This window comes from Streptococcus oralis (genome assembly GCF_004127215.1).
Classification (GTDB): domain Bacteria; phylum Bacillota; class Bacilli; order Lactobacillales; family Streptococcaceae; genus Streptococcus; species Streptococcus oralis_BD.
This window is the reverse complement of the sequence record NZ_QEWJ01000003.1, coordinates 51,334-70,309: the sequence shown is the minus strand read 5'-3', so window position 1 is coordinate 70,309 and position 18,976 is coordinate 51,334. Positions and strand designations below refer to the sequence as shown.

Below are 18,976 nucleotides of genomic sequence, written 5' to 3'. Positions count from 1 at the left end.
GGAGTTGAATGATGTTACGATCTCAATTTGAAGAAGATTTGGAGAAATTGCACAACCAGTTCTATGCTATGGGACAAGAAGTGCTCTCGCAGATCAATCGTACAGTGCGTGCCTTTGTTACGCATGACCGTGATTTGGCAAAAGAAGTCATCGAAGACGATGCAGAAGTTAATGAATATGAAGTGAAGTTGGAAAAGAAATCATTTGAAATGATTGCCCTCCAACAACCTGTTTCGCAAGATCTTCGTACCGTCTTGACTGTTCTCAAGGCAGTGTCAGACGTGGAACGCATGGGAGATCATGCAGTGTCTATCGCTGAGGCGACCATTCGTATGAAGGGAGAGCAACGTATCCCTTCTGTTGAAGAAGAAATCAAAAAGATGGGACGCGACGTGAAAAACTTCGTCGAAGCAGCTCTAGATCTTTATCTCAACGGTTCTGTGGATCAAGCCTACGAAGTAGCAGCGATGGACGAAAAAATCAACCATTACTTTGATAGCATCCGAGATTTGGCTACAGAAGAAATTAGGAAAAATCCTGAAGCTATCGTTACAGGCCGTGATTACTTCCAGGTCATTTCTTTCTTGGAACGTATCGGAGACTACGCAAAAAATATCTGTGAATGGGTTGTTTACTTTGAAACAGGTAAGATTGTCGAACTATAAGAAACAGTTTAAATATACAGGAATAAGGCTGATTAGAATAAATCAGTCTTATTTTTTATGAAAAGAATTGTTTTGCAATCAAAATCTCTAAAAGGGTTGACAACTATTTTTAAAAGAGTTATAATTATTCAGAAATAACAGAAAGGTCGTTTATTTATGAAATTTAAGCAATGGATATTAGTTGTGTGTAGCATGCTTGCCAGCATGGTTTTAGTAGCTTGCCAGTCAGGAATGGATAGTTCCAAGTCTGCTGTGGACGCTATTAAACAAAAAGGAAAGCTAGTCGTTGCGACCAGTCCAGACTATGCACCGTTTGAATTCCAAGCCTTGGTAGATGGTAAAAACCAAGTGGTTGGGGCAGATATTGATATGGCTCAAGCGATTGCGGATGAGCTTGGGGTTAAACTTGAAATCTCTAGCATGAGTTTTGACAATGTTTTGACCAGCCTTCAAACTGGAAAGGCTGACTTGGCTATTGCAGGAATTAGTGCCACAGATGAGAGAAAGGAAGTCTTTGACTTTTCAATCCCTTACTATGAAAACAAGATGAGTTTCTTAGTTAGAAAAGCCGATTTAGACAAGTACAAGGATCTTTCAAGCCTTGCAAGTGCGAATATCGCAGCTCAAAAGGGAACTGTTCCAGAAACCATGGTGAAGGAACAATTGCCAAATGCCCAATTGACATCCTTGACCAATATGGGGGAAGCAGTTAATGAATTGCAGGCTGGAAAAGTGGATGCTGTTCATATGGATGAACCAGTTGCTCTTAGCTACGCAGGTAAAAACTCAGATCTTGCCGTTGCAACTGTTAATTTGACGATGAAAGATGGCGAAGCCAATGCTGTTGCTATCAAGAAGGATCAGTCAGACTTGAAAGCAGTAGTAGATAAGGTTATCCAAAAACTGAAAGATGATGGAACCTATCAAACTTATCTTGAAAAGGCAGCGAAACTAACGGAAGTTGAACAATAAGAAAAAGCAGAGTTGGACTTTAATCCAATTCTGCTTTTATGTATTCTAATAGCTCTTCTAGATTTTCAAGAGTGACTTTAGCGAACTGATAAGGACAGGCATCCAAATAAGCCTTCTCAAAAAAGTCTAGTTTGAGTGAGCTGTGTTTCAAACTGGCAATCTTAGGATAGTGTCTCAAATCAAGCAAAAGACCATCGTGTAGAGGATAGTGGGGTAAGGGACAGGTGTTTTTTTCAAGTACTTTCTTTATCTGAGCCTGATAGTTCTCTTGAAGGCTAAGGCGGGCCAGTCGATTTTTTTCAAATAACTGGCTATCGATATAAAGAGAAAGAGCCTTTTGCATGATGAGATTGCTGTCATAGTCCAGGATATTTTTGTAGGAAACAAAGGCATCTTTTAGGGCATTTGGGAGAATGAGGGCGGTAATACGAAGGGCTGGAAAGAGACTGGTTGAGAAGGACTTGATATAAATGACGCGATCCTCAGTATCCAGATAGTGGAAGGTTTGTCCCTTTCTAGGATCTAAGTCCCCTAAATAGTCATCCTCGACGACATATACACCATACTGATTTGCTAGATCCAGAATAGCCCTTTTTTCCTGATCAGAATAGGAATGACCTAGGGGATAGTGGAAGCGAGGAATGGTATAGAAAAACTTGATTTTCCCAGATTTAAACTGTTGTTCCAGTTCTTCAAGGTCAATGCCATCAATACGGCGTTCAATGGTCTGGTAGGCTAATCCTTGAGCGACCAAGAGACGGTTCATCCGGTGGTAAGTCGGTTGTTCGACCAAAATCTCAGCTCCCTGGCTCGGGAAGTCAATCTGAGAAAGGATAAAGAGAGCTTGTTGGGTGCCAGAAGTTAGAACCAGTTGATCGGGTTTACAGTAGAGGGCTTGGTCAAAGAGGAGTTGATGGACAGATTGTCTGAGTTCCTCAAGGCCTTCTTGGTTGTCATAGTAGTTGAATAGGTAGTTTTCTCGGCCTATCAGGGTTTCGTTGACGCAGAGTCGGAAGTCGTCATAGGCACTGGCATGTTCGTCAGTGACTTCGATTTCCAAGTCTTGGTGCTGTCCTTGTTCTAGAACATAGTAGCCACTTTGGGGTTTGGCATAGAGGTATTGTTCATGGCGTAATTCCAGTAGGGCTCGTTGGATAGTGTCCTTGCTACAATGAAAGTCCAGACTCAGTTGACGGATAGAGGGAAGTCTGCTACCAGTTGGGAATTTTCCTGATTCAATACCTTTTTTTAGAAAGGAAACAACTGCTTGGTACTTGCTTTGCTTTGTCATTCCAGACCTCCTTTGATTTTGTTACATTGTACCTTTTTTTTGCCTCCTTTGCAATGGGAAAAGCATTTCTCCCTTTCACAACTAGGAGCAAATGTGGTATACTTAGAAAGTATGATGATTCATTGAAAAGTAGATAAGAAAGAGAATGGGTAGAAAAGTGCAGGAACCAATAAAATTATTTCAATACAATACTCTAGGTGCCCTAATGGCTGGTCTCTATGGCGGAACCATGACAGTGGGAGAATTGTTGGAACATGGTGACCTTGGTTTGGGAACCCTTGATTCGATTGATGGGGAGTTGATTGTCCTTGATGGCAAGGCTTATCAAGCCAAGGGATCTGGTCAAACGCCTGAAATCGTTGAGGTGGCAGCGGATGCTCTTATTCCCTATGCAGCAGTGGTTCCTCATCAGGCAGAAGTGATTTTTCGTCAGCGCTTTGAGATGACTGATAAAGAATTGGAAAAGCGAATTGAGTCCTACTATGATGGGGAAAATCTTTTTCGTTCCATCAAGATTCATGGCGAATTTTCACAAATGCACGTGCGGATGATTCCCAAATCCACACCTGATACCAAGTTTGCTGAGGTTGCCACACATCAACCTGAATATAGCCGTGAAAATGTATCGGGAACTATTGTTGGATTTTGGACACCGGAGATTTTCCATGGGGTGAGTGTTGCAGGCTACCATTTGCATTTTATCTCAGATGATTTGACCTTTGGTGGGCATGTGATGGACTTTGTTATCAAAGAAGGAATGATCGAGGTTGGGGCAGTCGATCAGTTGGATCAACGTTTTCCAGTCCAAGATCGCCAGTATTTATTTGCCAAATTTAACGTTGACGAGATGAAAAAAGATATTGATAAGTCAGAATAGGAGAAAAAGATGACAGTACATATTATCCTTACCATGATCGCTTTGGTCCTCATTCTAGTAAGTGGAACTTGGTATGCCAAAAAACGGTTTAAAATCTCTCTTGCAGTGATGGGCTTGGGGGCAATCGCATTTTTTGTTTCTTCTCAAGTGTTAGAGAAGATGGTTCACCTTCTGATACTCCATCCGCAAAAAGATGGAACCATTCCGCTTATGCAGGAGCAGCCTTTCTTATATGTCCTTTATGGAATCGCCATGGCGGCCCTCTTTGAGGAAACGGCTCGTCTTGTCTTTTTTAAATGGTTGGAGAAAAAGAGAAAGCTAGAAGATCGAGATGCTTTGGCTTATGGTTTGGGACATGGGGGCTTGGAGATGCTCTATCTCGGAATGGGAAGCTTGATCAGTCTTTTGATTCTCTTTTCACTCATCCAGTCTTCAAATACTGATGTAGCCAATCTTCTTCCAAAGACGACACTCGAAACGGTCCAGTCTCTATCGGTTTGGCAGGTTTATTTACTAGGAGTTGAGCGTGTGCTTGCTCTGATTCTGCAAATTGGTCTCTCTATCTGGGTCTATCAAAGTGTTAGCCAAAAGAAATGGATCTATCTCTTTGCTGCCTATGGATTACATGCCTTGTTTGACTTAGCTCCAGCCCTATCTCAAGTGGGCTGGATTGCAAATCCACTTCTAGTGGAGGGCATTCTTCTTGTAGAAGTACTAGCCTTTGTTTGGCTTACAAAATCTACATTTTGGAAAAAATCATAAAAAGAGGGGCGACCTCTTTTTATTGTTCTCTCTTAACTCTGTTTTTGTCTATTTCTTACTATTTACCACCCGATGTACTATCTGGAAGACAAGCCTATCTTTCTGTTTAATACCTATTTACCAAGGGACAGCCAGCTTTTTAAGAAATGAAAAACTTGTTTAATAAATTCTTCAATTAAGCCAAGGAGATGCCGTTATCAAGCAAGTCCACATCAATTTTATATATGCTCGAAAAAAATTTAAAAAATTTTTCATTTTCCTCTTGACATGGAACGCGTTCCAGAATGTACAATGGTATCAAAGATTGGGAATGCGCATTTAAACCGACCTATCACACGCTAGCGGGCAAAGAAGAAAAGAGGACAACATTATGACCATCAAACGTATTTTTTCAGATATGGACGGCACACTTCTCAATTCTGAGGGCCGCGTTTCTAGCGAGAATAGCAAGGCTATCCGCGATGCTCAGATTCCGCTGACTCTGGTTTCTGCTCGAGCTCCAATGGAAATGAGAGAGGCTATCGAAGCACTTCAGCTGACTGGACCTCAAGTAGGTTTTAACGGTGGTTTGATTTATCAGATTGTGGATGGAAAGGTCAAGCCCCTTCATATAGATATTCTCCCTAGAAAGACAGCACAAACTATCTTACAGGCAGTGCGCCAGCATTTTCCACAAATTAGCGTCAGCTATTATGATATGACGAACTGGTATTGTGATAGAATAGATGAAGGGATTCGTCTAGAGTTCAACATCACGCGCCAGGCACCAACACTTACAAACGAGGCTGATTTTCTAGCAGCCAAGGACAATACCTTCAAGATAATGATGATTGCCCTAGATAATGACGAACTATTAGCACTGGAGAAATACTTGCAAGCCCTAGACTTGGGAGAGGTCAGCATTCTCCGATCTGGTCAATATCATCTAGAAATTACCAGCAAAACTGCTAAAAAATCAAAAGGTATTGCTTATATTCTCAAAAAAGAAGGTTTAGATAAGAGCCAGACCGCTGCCTTTGGTGATGGGCACAACGATATCCCAATGTTTGAGATGGTGGGCTATCCAATTGTAATGGGCAACGTCTTTCCTGACATCAAAGAGCTGGCTTATAAGGTAACACGCAGCAATGATGAACATGGTGTCGGCTACGGCATTCGTAAATATCTCAAAAAAATCCACTAATCACGTGTTTGGAGGATGTCAATCCTCCTATAGAAAGCAAACAATGACAAATATTCGAAAAATTGCCAAACTGAGTGGCTACTCAGTTTCTAGCGTGTCACGCGTCATCAACAACCATCCTCATGTATCCGAGGAGGCTCGTCAGAAAATCCTGCAAGTCATGGAGGAACTGGACTACCGTCCCAACATTCTAGCTCAGGAGTTAAGTTCAGGTTCGACTCGTCGGGTCGGTGTAGTTATTCCCAACACGACCCTGCACCCTTATTTCAGTCAGTTACTGAACGGGCTTTTGGATGCGGCTATGGATCATAACTATACCTTGCTCATTCTACCTTCTCGTTATGATATAGACTTGGAAAAATATTATCTGGAGCAGCTTCGAGGAAGGGCCTTTGACAGTCTTATTTTCACCTCTCGCAGTGTAGACTTAGAAACCATTGCTTCCTACGCTAAGTATGGCAATATTGTTTGCTGTGAAGAAGTGCAGGACCCCAATCTGAGTAGCGTTTATGTGAGCCGCACCCATGCTTGCAAGACAGCCTTTAACTGGATTAAAGACCAGGGAAAAAGTAGAATTGCTCTGCTATTTACCCGAAAAGACCTAAAAAGTTCCACCTACCGTCTCACTATGGAAGCCTACAAGGAAGTTTTTGGTGAAAAAAAGGAACCTCTGATTTTGGATGGCATTTCCACGGGAGAGGATGCTTATGAGCAAGGGGATAGCCTACTAGAGCAAGATTTAGACTGTATTTTCAGCAACGGAGATGATGTAGCAACTGGTGTGGTTCGCTATTATCAGGAGAAAAATCTTGAATTACCTTTGCTGATTGGCCAAGAAAAGCAACTGACAGGAGAGGTACTGGGGATTCCTACCATTGATAACAAATCCTACCAACTCGGTCAGGAAAGCTTCAAACAAGCTCTCTCTGACGAAAAACGGACCATTATCCTACAATCGGAGTTTATCATACGATGATAAAATAGGCTCAAGCGACAATTGTCACTTGAGACCTATTTTTCTTCTATACAGCATCCGTAAACAAACTATGATGCAGATGCTTAGGCAGGCAATCAAGACTAGACGATACGGATCCAGCCCTGAGCTGGAACTAGCTAGGTGCACCAAGTTACCAGAGAGATAAAAGACAAGTACACTAACAAGATAGGCAATCCCCTGATAAATATTCCAAATTGTAAAGGGGCTAGGACTTGCTGCCTGGTGTTTGACTAGAGAAATGTAGAGTCCCCATAGAGCTCCCACAGTCCCATTTAATAACCCCCAACCTATGCTCCAAAAGATTGTATAGGATACAGCATCATGGGGAAGAAAGAAGATCACAAGAATCTCACATCCCGTTACTACCAGTAAGATTGTGAAAAACGTAGAACGTCTTTTTTCAAAGCAAGGACCTGCAAGAGCAAAAGCTAGGACGTTCCCCAGCAAACTCATACTCGAATATAGAGACACGAGGTTGGCGGAAAGGTGCAATACCTGTACCATATAGAGGACATTCATCGTTAAGGTTACATATAAAATCAAACTATCCAAAAGTAGGATACGGACATGGTGCCAGAGCTGTTTTTTCAAAACCTGCCAATCCATCCGCCTTGTTACTTGATGATTTTGAAACAAGCTATAGTCTGTTTGTAACTGTTTCAAAAGGATAAACTGCATGAACAGACTAGCAAGAGCAATCACCAGTAACCAACGATAATGAAGTGCAGTCAGCTCTTTTCCAATGAAAAAGGAAATAAGAAGGGTATAAAAGCTCGTGACCAGCTGAAACAAACCTAAGTAACTGAGAAATTTTGCGCGGACTTTCTCTTCTGTTAATAATAATATTAAGGGATTCCAAGCCAGACCAAAGCCCAACTCCACGGCTATCTGATATAGAACCAGAAAAAGAGCATAGATAGAAAAAGTCACACTTTCGTAGGGAATCACTACTAATACCCCTAGCAAACACAGCTTAGACAGTATACTCCACCTCATCAGGTCAAGGAGATTTTTCCTCCGCATTAGATAAGACAAGGGAATGCGGACAAGGGCTATAATTGGTAGCATTGTGATAAGCCAGCTATTTTGCAAATCACTAAAACTTAAAATCTGACTCATAAAAAGAATCATGAAGTCCCCTGTTATGGTGATGGAAACAATTTGATTACTGAGGTTGAGCCCTACCATACTAGATTGATACGATTTTTTCATTTGTTCTCCTTTCTTGCCTCATTATAAACCAGAGTTTGTCCCTTTTCTAGGAGTTCATGATGAAGAAATATGCACTTATGTTGCAAGGAGAAAGCATTTATGAAACTATGGCACTATTTTAAAGAAACATCTAAGGAATTTTACCTTGAAGAATGTGGGATTGATGATTATTCTAGCTTTCCGTTTTATGACTATACTGTTTTTCAGGATTTTGTCATCCACTGGATTTGTGAAGGGAAAGGCTACCTGCAAGTTGATGGGCAGACCTATTCTTTGGAGAAAAATGATGGTTTTATCCTAAGAAAAGGCCAAAAAGTACGCTATTGGGCAAATCCAGAAGATCCTTGGACCACCTACTGGCTGGGATTTTCTGGAGACAAATTAAGCGACTATCTCCAAAACACACAAGTTTTTTATGAGTCTGTTTGCCATTTCGATAGTCTTTTTCAAAGCAGAGAAATCATTCAGGACATTTGTCACAAAACTGCAGAAAATAGGCAAAAAGAAAGCTGGTACCAAATGCAAATTTATACCTTCCTTTACTACTTGCAGGAAGAATTTCCAGCAGAAATACCGCTGAATGTCACTCAACTCCCTGTTGAAAAAGCTGCGCAGATTTTATTACAACAGTACCAACAAGATATCTCTATTCAAGACTTGGCCTCCCAGGTCGGACTCAGTCGTAGCACCTTGTTTCGTCAGTTTAAGAAACTTTACCATAAATCTCCTCAACAATTTCTCCTTGAAACACGCCTGCTAAAGGCAAGAACACTCTTAACTGACACTAATCTATCTATAAAAGAGATTACCTTGGAAGTCGGCTATCAGGACCAACTAGTCTTTTCAAAAGCTTTTAAGAACTTTTTCTATGTGAGTCCTAAATTTTACCGCCAAGGCTGGAAAAATCCTCCATCCAACTAGCATCCATCTCAGCATTTGCTTTAGAAGGGACTTATTGATTGCTTCAAGTGTAGATAGATTCAATATAAAAAAATTTTGAAAACAGCATCCTGAAAGTTAGATATCATTTATCTAACTCTTAGGGTGTTTTTCTATAGTCCTCCATTCACGTCAACATCTGTATCCATCATTTGAAAAATAAGAGTTGAATTATCAATAGTCATTTTGAGGTCGTCAAATGTCTCTAAAAATGGTATAATGGAATGAATTTTGAAAAAGGAAGAGTGACATGTCAGTAAAAGAAAAAATGCTTGAAATCCTAGAAGGAATCGATATTCGTTTTAAGGAACCCTTGAAGACCTATACCTATACAAAGGTAGGAGGTCGAGCAGATTATCTAGTTTTGCCACGCAATCGCTATGAGATGGCCCGTGTCGTTCAATTTGCCAATCAAGAGAATATTCCTTGGATGGTGCTTGGGAATGCCAGCAATATCATTGTTCGTGAAGGTGGAATCCGTGGTTTTGTCATCTTGTGCGATAAGCTTAATAATGTTTCAGTTGATGGCTATACCATTGAAGCGGAAGCAGGAGCAAATTTGATCGAAACAACACGTACTGCCCTCCGTCATAGTTTGACTGGTTTTGAGTTTGCTTGTGGGATTCCTGGAAGCATCGGAGGAGCTGTCTTTATGAATGCGGGTGCCTATGGAGGAGAGATTGCTCATATCTTGCAGTCTTGTCAAATTTTGACCAAGGAAGGGGAAATCGAGACCTTATCTGCCAAGGATTTGGCTTTTGGTTACCGCCATTCAGCTATTCAGGATTCTGGGGCTGTTGTTTTGTCAGCTAAATTTGCTCTATCTCCAGGGAATCATCAGGTTATCAAGCAAGAAATGGACCGCTTGACGCACCTACGTGAACTCAAACAACCTCTAGAATACCCATCTTGTGGTTCAGTCTTTAAGCGTCCAGTTGGGCATTTTGCAGGACAGTTGATTTCAGAGGCAGGCTTGAAGGGCTATCGAATCGGTGGTGTGGAAGTATCTGAAAAGCATGCCGGTTTCATGATCAATGTTGCTGACGGAACGGCCAAAGACTATGAAGACTTGATCCAATCTGTTATCGAAAAAGTCAAGGAACACTCAGGTGTCACCCTTGAAAGAGAAGTCCGAATCTTGGGTGAGAAGGAATAAGGTTAGGGTAGAAAAGTTGCTGCTATAATCATTATAAAGGGGGTGAAAGCCTATCGTGAGTGAAGATGTATGTAGGCAGTTCAATCTCCTACACGAGGTGGTAGCGGCCTGACAGAGCCCTGATCTGTTAATTTATGAAAAAGAAGGAATTTATGACAATTGAAAAAACCAATTATTGAATTCAAAAACGTCTCTAAAGTTTTTGAAGACAGCAATACCAAGGTTCTCAAAGACATCAACTTTGAGTTGGAAGAAGGGAAATTTTACACTCTTTTGGGTGCATCTGGTTCAGGAAAATCAACCATTCTGAATATCATTGCAGGTTTACTGGATGCGACGACAGGGGATATTTTACTGGATGGGGTGCGGATCAATGATATTCCAACCAATAAACGTGATGTTCATACCGTCTTTCAATCCTATGCCTTGTTTCCACATATGAATGTGTTTGAAAATGTTGCCTTTCCACTCCGCTTGCGTAAAATCGACAAGAAAGAAATCGAACAACGTGTAGCGGCAGTTCTCAAGATGGTTCAGTTGGAAGGGTATGAAAAACGTTCCATCCGTAAACTCTCTGGAGGACAACGTCAGCGTGTAGCCATTGCCCGTGCTATTATCAACCAGCCCCGTGTGGTCTTGCTGGACGAGCCCTTGTCAGCGCTGGACTTGAAGTTGCGAACAGATATGCAGTACGAACTGCGTGAATTGCAACAACGATTGGGGATTACCTTTGTCTTTGTCACTCACGATCAGGAAGAAGCTCTTGCCATGAGTGACTGGATTTTCGTTATGAATGATGGCGAGATTGTTCAGTCTGGAACGCCTGTGGACATCTACGATGAGCCAATCAACCACTTTGTTGCCACCTTTATCGGTGAGTCAAATATCTTGCCAGGAACCATGATTGAGGACTACTTGGTCGAGTTCAACGGCAAACGATTTGAAGCAGTCGACGGGGGGATGAAGCCAAATGAGCCTGTTGAGGTTGTCATTCGTCCAGAGGACTTGCGCATTACCCTTCCTGAAGAAGGCAAGCTCCAAGTTAAGGTGGATACTCAGCTTTTCCGCGGAGTTCACTACGAGATTATCGCCTATGACGAACTCGGAAATGAATGGATGATTCACTCGACTCGTAAGGCAATTGTTGGCGAGGAAATCGGTCTGGACTTTGAACCAGAAGATATCCACATCATGCGTCTCAACGAAACCGAAGAAGAGTTCGATGCTCGTATCGAAGAATACGTAGAAATCGAAGAGCAAGAAGCAGGTCTGATTAACGCGATCGAGGAGGAAAGAGATGAAGAAAACAACCTCTAAACTCTTTGTAGTGCCCTACATGCTTTGGATTGCCCTCTTTGTTCTCGCACCCTTGGTCTTGATTTTCGGTCAATCCTTTTTCAACATTGAAGGGCAGTTTAGTTTAGAAAACTATAAATCCTACTTTGCGTCACAAAACTTGACCTACCTTAAAATGAGCTTCAACTCTGTGCTTTATGCAGGGATTGTGACTCTGGTGACGCTTTTAATCAGTTACCCTACAGCCCTCTTTTTGACTCGTCTCAAGCATCGTCAACTCTGGCTCATGCTGATTATCCTGCCTACTTGGATCAACCTACTCCTTAAGACCTATGCCTTTATCGGAATTTTTGGGCAGAATGGCTCTATTAACCAATTCTTGGAATTTATCGGAATCGGTGCTCAGCAGTTGCTCTTTACGGATTTCTCCTTTATCTTTGTCGCAAGCTATATCGAGCTTCCCTTTATGATTTTACCGATCTTCAATGTTTTGGATGATATGGACAACAACCTCATCAATGCCAGCTATGACCTCGGTGCGACCAAGTGGGAAACCTTCCGCCATGTCATCTTCCCTCTATCGATGAATGGAGTGAGAAGTGGGGTTCAGTCTGTCTTTATCCCCAGCTTGAGCCTCTTCATGCTGACACGTTTGATTGGGGGTAACCGAGTGATTACTTTGGGGACGGCCATTGAGCAGAATTTTCTAACCAATGACAACTATGGTATGGGTTCAACCATCGGTGTGATTCTCATCCTGACCATGTTTATCACTATGTGGGTGACCAAGGAAAGGAGAGAACGATGAAAAAATTTGCCAATCTCTACCTAGCCTTTGTCTTTATCATCCTTTATTTGCCAATTTTTTACTTGATTGGCTATGCCTTTAATGCTGGCGATGATATGAACAGCTTTACAGGCTTTAGCCTGAACCATTTTAAAACCATGTTTGGTGACGGTCGTCTCATGTTGATCCTCACCCAAACCTTCTTCTTGGCCTTTCTATCGGCCTTGATTGCGACCATTATCGGGACTTTCGGAGCCATCTATATCTATCAGTCTCGTAAGAAATACCAAGAAGCCTTTCTATCGCTTAATAATATCCTCATGGTTGCGCCTGACGTTATGATTGGTGCTAGCTTCTTGATTCTCTTTACCCAGCTTAAGTTTTCTCTTGGTTTTTTGACGGTTCTATCTAGTCACGTGGCCTTTTCCATCCCTATCGTGGTCTTGATGGTCTTGCCTCGTCTCAAGGAGATGAATGATGACATGATTCATGCGGCTTATGACCTTGGTGCCAGCCAGTTTCAGATGTTCAAGGAAATCATGCTTCCTTACCTGACTCCGTCTATTATTGCAGGTTATTTCATGGCCTTTACTTATTCGCTGGATGACTTTGCTGTGACCTTCTTTGTGACGGGAAATGGCTTTTCAACCCTGTCAGTCGAGATATACTCTCGTGCTCGTAAGGGAATTTCGCTAGAAATCAATGCCCTGTCTGCTCTCGTCTTTCTTTTTAGTATTATCCTAGTTGTTGGATATTACTTTATCTCACGTGAGAAGGAGGAGCGAGCATGAAAAAACTCTATTCATTTTTAGCAGGAATTGCGGCGATTATCCTTGTCTTGTGGGGGATTGCCCACCATCTAGATAGTAAAATCAACAGTCGAGATAGTCAAAAACTGGTTATTTACAACTGGGGAGACTACATTGATCCCGAACTCTTGGAGAAATTTACAGAAGAAACGGGAATCCAAGTTCAGTACGAGACCTTTGACTCTAACGAAGCCATGTACACGAAAATCAAGCAGGGTGGAACAACCTATGATATTGCCATCCCAAGTGAATACATGATTAACAAGATGAAGGACGAAGACCTCTTGGTTCCTCTTGATTATTCAAAAATTGAAGGAATCGAAAATATCGGACCTGAGTTCCTCAACCAGTCTTTTGACCCGGGTAATAAATTCTCCATTCCTTATTTCTGGGGTACTTTGGGAATTGTCTACAACGAAACCATGGTAGATGAGGCTCCTGAGCATTGGGATGATCTCTGGAAGCCAGAATATAAGGATTCTATCATGCTCTTTGATGGGGCACGTGAGGTGCTGGGGCTCGGGCTTAACTCGCTCGGTTACAGCCTCAACTCAAAGGATCCTCAGCAGTTGGAGGAAACGGTAAACAAACTCTACAAACTGACTCCAAATATCAAGGCCATTGTGGCGGACGAGATGAAAGGTTACATGATTCAGAACAATGCTGCTATCGGGGTGACCTTCTCAGGGGAAGCCAGCCAGATGTTGGAGAAAAATCCTAACCTCAAGTATGTCGTCCCGACTGAGGCCAGCAACCTCTGGTTTGATAACATAGTCATCCCAAAAACCGTGAAAAACCAAGATGCAGCTTATGCCTTTATCAACTTTATGTTGAAACCTGAAAATGCTCTGAAAAATGCGGAGTATGTGGGCTACTCAACACCAAACCTACCAGCCAAGGAAATGCTCCCAGAGGAGACCCAGGAAGATAAGGCCTTCTATCCAGACGCTGATACCATGAAACACCTAGAAGTTTATGAGAAGTTTGACCATAAATGGACAGGCAAATATAGCGACCTCTTCCTACAGTTTAAAATGTATCGGAAGTAGAAAGATAGAATAAAGAAAAAACAGTAGAATGAGTTAAAATCCGATTCTATTGTTTTTTACTTTTCTAGTCAGCTTCAGCTAACAGGGATGGCGGAAATGGCACCTTATCTCTACGGTGATGAAATCGCTGAGATTCAAGGTCAAATACCAGTCGGTATGCCTTATGCTGCGGGCTATACTTATGGCTATCATCTGATACAAGCCTATCTGAAAAAGACTGGCAAGAGCATTATTGAAGCGACAGTAACACCGACAGAAGAGATTTTAGAGGTGACGAAAGACTTTTGGCAATGACACATTTTTGCTTGAAAATCTGTCTGAACCTGATATAATGTAGGTAATTTCTGGAGGTGACTATATGCACTATAAAAGAGCCGAATTGAAAGTTACAAATTAAGGTATCCATGAGCGCAAGATTTTTCAAGGTGTCAAGATTTTCAATCGTAGCAAGCTGTCCAAAGATCAGAAAAGCATTCTAACACAGAAGCTTTACCTGACACCGAAGCAGAACATCGTCTACTATCAGCGAACAGATATCAACTATGACCAGAACTGGTACCATCATAAGGACTATTACGAACTAGCTTTTGACCAGTTGGACAGAGAAACTGTCTTTAAGGTTTGTCGATATTTTGACGAACTAAGTCCTTTTCTGGAGAATGAGCTGCTGGAGAAGCTAAAAAAAAAAGCAGTCAGCAGGCAAGTTTTTTGAAAAATTAGATATATAAAAATCCGGCTACTTTCACAAGCAGTCGGATTTCTTTGAGTTATAGTTTGATAGTGCTTAAACAATACCTTGACTATCATAGCCTTGGCTACATTTTTGAAAGTTGTTTTAACTGTGTTGAGGGTGTTGGTACTGATGACCTCAACTCGACCAGAGTATACTGACCTCTATTCATCTGATAAGAGAGATTTTATCATCCAGATATTCATAGCTGGGTGGCCGGTAGCGTTAGAAAGTGGTTGTTGCAGTGGTTTAAAACCATAGTGTTGATAGACGACCACGGCCGTAGCCAGTTCAGTAGAGGTTTCTAGATAAAGCTGTTCATAACCTGCTAGGCGGACATTTTGGACGATCTGCTTTATCAGCCGACTGGAATAACCTTTGCCACGACTGTTTTTAGCGACATACAGTTTTTGTAATTCAGCAATCTTATCAGACACAGGTGCAAAGCCACCACAGCCAACGAGATGCCCTTCATCTTCCAGAACAAAGTAAGCTGCCTTCTCTTGATGTTGATAAAAGTCGGCCAAATGATCTAGATGAGAATCAAAGTAGACAGTTCCTGGTTTGTCAAGCCCGAATTCTTCAAGGCTAGTTCGAATGAGTTGCGCTACAGCTAAATTGTCTCTCTCTTCCATTGGCCGTAAGTTCATGATTGTCCTCCGAAAGGATGTATTGACTAATTAAACAATACCTTGTGCAATCATAGCGTTGGCTACGTTTTCGAAGGCAGCGATATTTGCTCCTGCAAGGTAGTCGGTACCAAGACCGTATGTTTCAGCAGTTGTTTTAGCTGTGTTGAAGATGTTGGTCATGATGTCTTTGAGACGGCCGTCCACTTCTTCACGAGTCCATGACAGACGAAGGCTGTTTTGGCTCATTTCAAGCGCTGATACAGCTACACCACCAGCGTTGGCAGCTTTGGCAGGTCCGTAAAGGATTCCGTTTTCTTTGTAGACTTTAATCGCATCAAGGTCACTAGGCATGTTAGCACCTTCAGATGCACAGATAACGCCTTGAGCAACCAAACGTTTAGCTGCTTCACCGTTGATTTCGTTTTGAGTCGCACATGGAAGAGCGATGTCGTAGTTACCAGTGTAAGTCCATACAGAACCTTCATGGTAAGTAGCAGTTGCTTTCTCAGCTGCATACTCAGTCAAGCGAGCACGGCGTTTTTCTTTAACATCCGTAAGAAGGTCGAAGTCGATACCATTTTCATCAATGACATAACCGTTTGAGTCAGATACAGAGATGACAGTAGCGCCGAGTTCAGTTGCTTTTTGAAGAGCGTACTGAGCCACGTTACCAGAACCTGAAATCACCACTTTTTTACCAGCAAAGCTGTTACCATTAGCTTTGAGCATTTCTTCAGTATAGTAAACCAAACCGTAACCAGTTGCTTCTGGACGAATCAAGCTACCACCAAATCCAAGAGGTTTACCAGTCAAGACACCCGCATCAAATTGGTTAAGACGTTTGTATTGTCCATAGAGGTAACCAATCTCACGTCCACCAACACCGATATCACCAGCAGGTACGTCAAGTGATGGTCCGATGTATTTTTGCAATTCAGTCATGAAGCTTTGGCAGAAGCGCATCACTTCAGCGTCAGTCTTACCTTTAGGATCGAAGTCTGATCCCCCTTTACCTCCACCGATTGGAAGTCCAGTCAAGACGTTTTTAAAGATTTGTTCGAAGCCGAGGAATTTCAAGATTCCTTGGTTTACAGTTGGGTGGAAACGAAGTCCGCCTTTATATGGTCCAACAGCTGAGTTGAATTGAACACGGTAACCACGGTTGACTTGTACTTTTCCATCACGGTCAACCCAAGGAACACGGAAAGAAATTACGCGCTCAGGCTCAGTGATACGTGCCAAGATGTTTTCTTCGATATACTCAGGATGTTTTTCAAATACAGGTTCCAAAGTGCTGAAGAATTCTTCAACCGCCTGGAGAAATTCAGCCTCATGCCCGTTACGAGCTTTCACAGTTTCAAACACGCTTTGGATATAGTCTTTAGCAGATGTCATATCGTTCTCCTTTTGTTGTTATATTTTATTACATGAGACATTATAGCAGAATTTTTTTTTAGTGTAAAGAAAAAAACAGAAATTTTCTAAAAATTCTTTCAATTTACAAAACCGAACGTTTTATATAGAAATTAGTTTCTCAAAGAGAAAATCTTAAAGTATGGTATAATATTAGAAATAAAAGGAATCTGGAGGATCAGAATCATGGTATCAACGAAAACACAAATTGCTGGCTTTGAGTTTGACAATTGCTTGATGAATGCAGCGGGTGTGGCTTGTATGACGATAGAAGAGCTTGAAGGGGTCAAAAACTCAGCAGCGGGTACTTTTGTCACGAAGACAGCGACCTTGGACTTTCGTCAGGGCAATCCTGAGCCACGTTATCAGGATGTTCCACTTGGTTCTATCAACTCCATGGGCTTACCAAATAATGGCTTAGACTACTATCTGGACTATCTTTTGGACTTGCAGGAAAGAGAGCCAAACCGAACTTTCTTCCTATCTCTAGTTGGCATGTCTCCAGCAGAAACACATACCATCTTGAAAAAAGTTCAAGAGAGTGAATTCAAAGGACTAACAGAGCTTAATCTCTCTTGTCCAAATGTTCCAGGAAAACCTCAGATTGCCTATGATTTTGAAACAACAGACCGTATCTTGTCAGAGGTATTTGCCTACTTTACCAAACCTCTTGGAATCAAGTTGCCACCTTATTTTGATATTGTTCACTTTGATCAAGCGGCAGCTATTTTTAACAAATATCCGCTCAAGTTTGTTAACTGTGTTAACTCTATCGGAAACGGCCTTTATATAGAAGACGAGTCTGTCGTGATTCGTCCTAAGAATGGTTTTGGTGGCATTGGTGGAGAGTATATCAAACCGACTGCTCTAGCCAATGTGCACGCCTTTTACCAACGTTTAAATCCCCAAATCCAAATCATCGGAACGGGTGGTGTTCTAACGGGTCGTGATGCCTTTGAACACATCCTCTGCGGTGCGAGTATGGTGCAAGTAGGGACTACCCTTCACAAAGAAGGCGTCGGTGTTTTTGAACGCATTACCAATGAACTGAAAGCAATCATGGCGGAAAAAGGGTACGAGAGACTAGAAGATTTCCGTGGGAAATTGCGCTATATTGATTAAAGTTAGTAAAAAATCAGAAGAAAGGAGAGAAGATGCTAGCCATTGAAGACAGTCAGAAGTTGACGTTATCAAATCTATCTAGCTTGAACCTATTTACAGGGACAGACCAGGGCCAGTTTGAAGTTATGAAGAGTCAAGTGTTGAAACAGATTGGTTATGATCCAGCTGATCTCAATTTTGCTTACTTTGATATGAAAGAAGTAGCTTATAAAGACTTAGAGTTGGAGCTGGTCAGTCTCCCTTTCTTTGCGGATGAGAAAATCGTGATATTAGACCATTTTGTCGATATCACAACAGCCAAGAAACGCTTTTTAGCAGATGATGAGCTCAAATCATTTGAGGAATACCTTGACAATCCTTCACCGACAACCAAGTTATTGATATTTGCGGAAGGAAAACTGGACAGTAAGAGACGGTTGGTCAAATTACTTAAGCGTGATGCTAAGGTTTTTGATGCAGTAGAAGCCAAAGAACAAGAACTGCGCCAGTATTTCCAAAAATGGAGTCAGACACAAGGTTTGCAGTTTGTGGGGCAATCTTTTGAAAATCTACTTCTCAAATCTGGTTTTCAATTTAGTGAAATCCAGAAAAATCTCCTTTTTTTGCAGTCTTATAAATCAGACGGCATGATTGAGGAGAAGGACATTGTCGAGGCTATTCCAAAGACCTTGCAGGACAATATTTTTGATTTGACTCAGCTTATCTTGGGCAAAAAAATCGACCAGGCGCGTGACTTGGTTAGAGATTTGACCTTGCAAGGGGAGGATGAAATCAAGCTCATAGCTGTTATGTTGGGACAGTTTCGTACCTTTACCCAAGTGAAGATTTTATCAGAGACTGGTCAGACGGAATCGCAGATCGCAAGCAGTCTGGGAACTTACTTGGGGCGCAATCCTAATCCTTATCAAATCAAGTTTGCATTGAGAGATTCGAGAGGGATTTCCTTGGCCTTTCTCAAGCGAGCGATTTCTTATTTGATTGAAACAGACTACCAGATTAAGACAGGTGTCTATGAAAAAGGGTACCTGTTTGAAAAGGCACTTTTGCAGATCGCGGCAGAGACAAATTGAGCAAAAAACTTGAA

Annotated in this window: 18 protein-coding genes and 2 pseudogenes; 16 read left to right on the top strand and 4 right to left on the bottom strand. The window is 41.8% G+C overall.

Translation table 11 applies throughout. From position 1 onward, the window contains the following. The first annotated feature begins 11 nt into the window (after positions 1 to 11). Positions 12 to 665, top strand: coding sequence for a phosphate signaling complex protein PhoU (phoU, locus tag DF216_RS03730; protein ID WP_000946469.1), 654 nt, complete (start codon positions 12 to 14; stop codon positions 663 to 665). Positions 666 to 821: 156 nt separating this feature from the next. Continuing rightward, a complete protein-coding gene (locus DF216_RS03725; protein WP_129326022.1) occupies positions 822 to 1,637 on the top strand; it encodes an ABC transporter substrate-binding protein in 816 nt (271 codons plus the stop codon). Positions 1,638 to 1,656: 19 nt separating this feature from the next. On the opposite strand, the gene DF216_RS03720 is transcribed toward DF216_RS03725, so the two are convergent. After that, positions 1,657 to 2,928: an aminotransferase-like domain-containing protein gene (locus tag DF216_RS03720; RefSeq protein WP_129326021.1), complete on the bottom strand. Its 1,272-nt coding sequence runs from the start codon at positions 2,926 to 2,928 to the stop codon at positions 1,657 to 1,659. Between the two features lie 145 nt (positions 2,929 to 3,073). On the opposite strand from DF216_RS03720, the gene budA reads away from it, so the two are divergent. The 4 genes from budA (at position 3,074) to DF216_RS03700 (ending at position 6,726) form a co-directional block, all read left to right on the top strand. After that, positions 3,074 to 3,805, top strand: coding sequence for an acetolactate decarboxylase (budA, locus tag DF216_RS03715; RefSeq protein WP_129326020.1), 732 nt, complete (start codon positions 3,074 to 3,076; stop codon positions 3,803 to 3,805). Positions 3,806 to 3,814: 9 nt separating this feature from the next. Further along, complete coding sequence (locus DF216_RS03710) at positions 3,815 to 4,567, top strand: YhfC family intramembrane metalloprotease (protein ID WP_129326019.1); 753 nt, start codon at positions 3,815 to 3,817, stop codon at positions 4,565 to 4,567. A gap of 370 nt (positions 4,568 to 4,937) precedes the next feature. Further along, positions 4,938 to 5,750, top strand: coding sequence for a Cof-type HAD-IIB family hydrolase (locus DF216_RS03705; protein WP_129326018.1), 813 nt, complete (start codon positions 4,938 to 4,940; stop codon positions 5,748 to 5,750). Positions 5,751 to 5,793: 43 nt separating this feature from the next. Then, entirely contained in the window at positions 5,794 to 6,726 is a 933-nt protein-coding gene (locus tag DF216_RS03700; protein ID WP_129326017.1) for a LacI family DNA-binding transcriptional regulator, read from the top strand. A 24-nt stretch (positions 6,727 to 6,750) separates the two neighbouring features. Here the strand turns inward: DF216_RS03700 and DF216_RS03695 are convergent, their stop codons facing one another. After that, on the bottom strand, positions 6,751 to 7,959 hold the full coding sequence (locus DF216_RS03695; protein WP_129326016.1) for a hypothetical protein: 1,209 nt from the start codon (positions 7,957 to 7,959) through the stop codon (positions 6,751 to 6,753). A gap of 99 nt (positions 7,960 to 8,058) precedes the next feature. On the opposite strand from DF216_RS03695, the gene DF216_RS03690 reads away from it, so the two are divergent. The 8 genes and pseudogenes from DF216_RS03690 to DF216_RS03655 all read left to right on the top strand — a co-directional run bounded on the left by DF216_RS03690 (position 8,059) and on the right by DF216_RS03655 (position 14,723). Continuing rightward, the gene (locus DF216_RS03690) at positions 8,059 to 8,880 is read left to right on the top strand and encodes an AraC family transcriptional regulator (RefSeq protein ID WP_129326015.1); all 822 of its coding nucleotides are present in this window, start codon (positions 8,059 to 8,061) and stop codon (positions 8,878 to 8,880) included. 268 nt (positions 8,881 to 9,148) lie between these two features. Further along, on the top strand, positions 9,149 to 10,054 hold the full coding sequence (murB, locus tag DF216_RS03685) for a UDP-N-acetylmuramate dehydrogenase (RefSeq protein WP_129326014.1): 906 nt from the start codon (positions 9,149 to 9,151) through the stop codon (positions 10,052 to 10,054). 159 nt (positions 10,055 to 10,213) lie between these two features. Further along, positions 10,214 to 11,371, top strand: a complete 1,158-nt coding sequence (locus DF216_RS03680) for an ABC transporter ATP-binding protein (protein ID WP_129326013.1) — start codon at positions 10,214 to 10,216, stop codon at positions 11,369 to 11,371. Then, positions 11,352 to 12,158: an ABC transporter permease gene (locus DF216_RS03675; protein WP_084972511.1), complete on the top strand. Its 807-nt coding sequence runs from the start codon at positions 11,352 to 11,354 to the stop codon at positions 12,156 to 12,158. Before DF216_RS03680 ends, DF216_RS03675 begins: the two co-directional genes overlap by 20 nt. Then, the gene (locus tag DF216_RS03670) at positions 12,155 to 12,928 is read left to right on the top strand and encodes an ABC transporter permease (protein ID WP_125848764.1); all 774 of its coding nucleotides are present in this window, start codon (positions 12,155 to 12,157) and stop codon (positions 12,926 to 12,928) included. Before DF216_RS03675 ends, DF216_RS03670 begins: the two co-directional genes overlap by 4 nt. Then, entirely contained in the window at positions 12,925 to 13,995 is a 1,071-nt protein-coding gene (locus DF216_RS03665; protein ID WP_129326012.1) for an ABC transporter substrate-binding protein, read from the top strand. Before DF216_RS03670 ends, DF216_RS03665 begins: the two co-directional genes overlap by 4 nt. A 63-nt stretch (positions 13,996 to 14,058) precedes the next feature. Further along, a pseudogene (locus DF216_RS03660) lies at positions 14,059 to 14,289 on the top strand (DUF2268 domain-containing putative Zn-dependent protease); the annotation flags it as partial. A 106-nt stretch (positions 14,290 to 14,395) separates the two neighbouring features. Beyond that, positions 14,396 to 14,723, top strand: a pseudogene (locus DF216_RS03655) (EXLDI protein). Between the two features lie 166 nt (positions 14,724 to 14,889). On the opposite strand, the gene DF216_RS03650 reads toward DF216_RS03655, so the two are convergent. Together DF216_RS03650 and gdhA are read right to left on the bottom strand one after the other, a co-directional pair. Further along, positions 14,890 to 15,375, bottom strand: coding sequence for a GNAT family N-acetyltransferase (locus DF216_RS03650; protein WP_129326011.1), 486 nt, complete (start codon positions 15,373 to 15,375; stop codon positions 14,890 to 14,892). A 30-nt stretch (positions 15,376 to 15,405) separates the two neighbouring features. Further along, positions 15,406 to 16,752 (bottom strand): NADP-specific glutamate dehydrogenase, encoded by a 1,347-nt coding sequence (gdhA, locus tag DF216_RS03645; protein ID WP_129326010.1) that lies wholly within the window; start codon positions 16,750 to 16,752, stop codon positions 15,406 to 15,408. 204 nt (positions 16,753 to 16,956) lie between these two features. Here gdhA and DF216_RS03640 point away from each other — a divergent pair, with 204 nt between their 5' ends. Next, entirely contained in the window at positions 16,957 to 17,892 is a 936-nt protein-coding gene (locus DF216_RS03640; RefSeq protein ID WP_129326009.1) for a dihydroorotate oxidase, read from the top strand. Positions 17,893 to 17,924: 32 nt separating this feature from the next. Then, positions 17,925 to 18,962, top strand: a complete 1,038-nt coding sequence (gene holA / locus DF216_RS03635; protein WP_129326008.1) for a DNA polymerase III subunit delta — start codon at positions 17,925 to 17,927, stop codon at positions 18,960 to 18,962. Positions 18,963 to 18,976 lie beyond the last annotated feature (14 nt).

Excerpts from the sequence above, each read along its gene's own strand:
- DF216_RS03710 (WP_129326019.1), top strand. The coding sequence starts at position 3,815 with ATGACAGTACATATTATCCTTACCATGATCGCTTTGGTCCTCATTCTA.
- DF216_RS03640 (WP_129326009.1), top strand. The coding sequence starts at position 16,957 with ATGGTATCAACGAAAACACAAATTGCTGGCTTTGAGTTTGACAATTGC.
- DF216_RS03690 (WP_129326015.1), top strand. The coding sequence starts at position 8,059 with ATGAAACTATGGCACTATTTTAAAGAAACATCTAAGGAATTTTACCTT.
- DF216_RS03670 (WP_125848764.1), top strand. The coding sequence starts at position 12,155 with ATGAAAAAATTTGCCAATCTCTACCTAGCCTTTGTCTTTATCATCCTT.
- DF216_RS03705 (WP_129326018.1), top strand. The coding sequence starts at position 4,938 with ATGACCATCAAACGTATTTTTTCAGATATGGACGGCACACTTCTCAAT.
- DF216_RS03650 (WP_129326011.1), bottom strand. The coding sequence starts at position 15,375 with ATGAACTTACGGCCAATGGAAGAGAGAGACAATTTAGCTGTAGCGCAA.
- phoU (WP_000946469.1), top strand. The coding sequence starts at position 12 with ATGTTACGATCTCAATTTGAAGAAGATTTGGAGAAATTGCACAACCAG.
- DF216_RS03725 (WP_129326022.1), top strand. The coding sequence starts at position 822 with ATGAAATTTAAGCAATGGATATTAGTTGTGTGTAGCATGCTTGCCAGC.
- DF216_RS03720 (WP_129326021.1), bottom strand. The coding sequence starts at position 2,928 with ATGACAAAGCAAAGCAAGTACCAAGCAGTTGTTTCCTTTCTAAAAAAA.
- DF216_RS03665 (WP_129326012.1), top strand. The coding sequence starts at position 12,925 with ATGAAAAAACTCTATTCATTTTTAGCAGGAATTGCGGCGATTATCCTT.
- gdhA (WP_129326010.1), bottom strand. The coding sequence starts at position 16,752 with ATGACATCTGCTAAAGACTATATCCAAAGCGTGTTTGAAACTGTGAAA.
- DF216_RS03700 (WP_129326017.1), top strand. The coding sequence starts at position 5,794 with ATGACAAATATTCGAAAAATTGCCAAACTGAGTGGCTACTCAGTTTCT.
- DF216_RS03675 (WP_084972511.1), top strand. The coding sequence starts at position 11,352 with ATGAAGAAAACAACCTCTAAACTCTTTGTAGTGCCCTACATGCTTTGG.
- holA (WP_129326008.1), top strand. The coding sequence starts at position 17,925 with ATGCTAGCCATTGAAGACAGTCAGAAGTTGACGTTATCAAATCTATCT.
- murB (WP_129326014.1), top strand. The coding sequence starts at position 9,149 with ATGTCAGTAAAAGAAAAAATGCTTGAAATCCTAGAAGGAATCGATATT.
- DF216_RS03695 (WP_129326016.1), bottom strand. The coding sequence starts at position 7,959 with ATGAAAAAATCGTATCAATCTAGTATGGTAGGGCTCAACCTCAGTAAT.
- budA (WP_129326020.1), top strand. The coding sequence starts at position 3,074 with ATGGGTAGAAAAGTGCAGGAACCAATAAAATTATTTCAATACAATACT.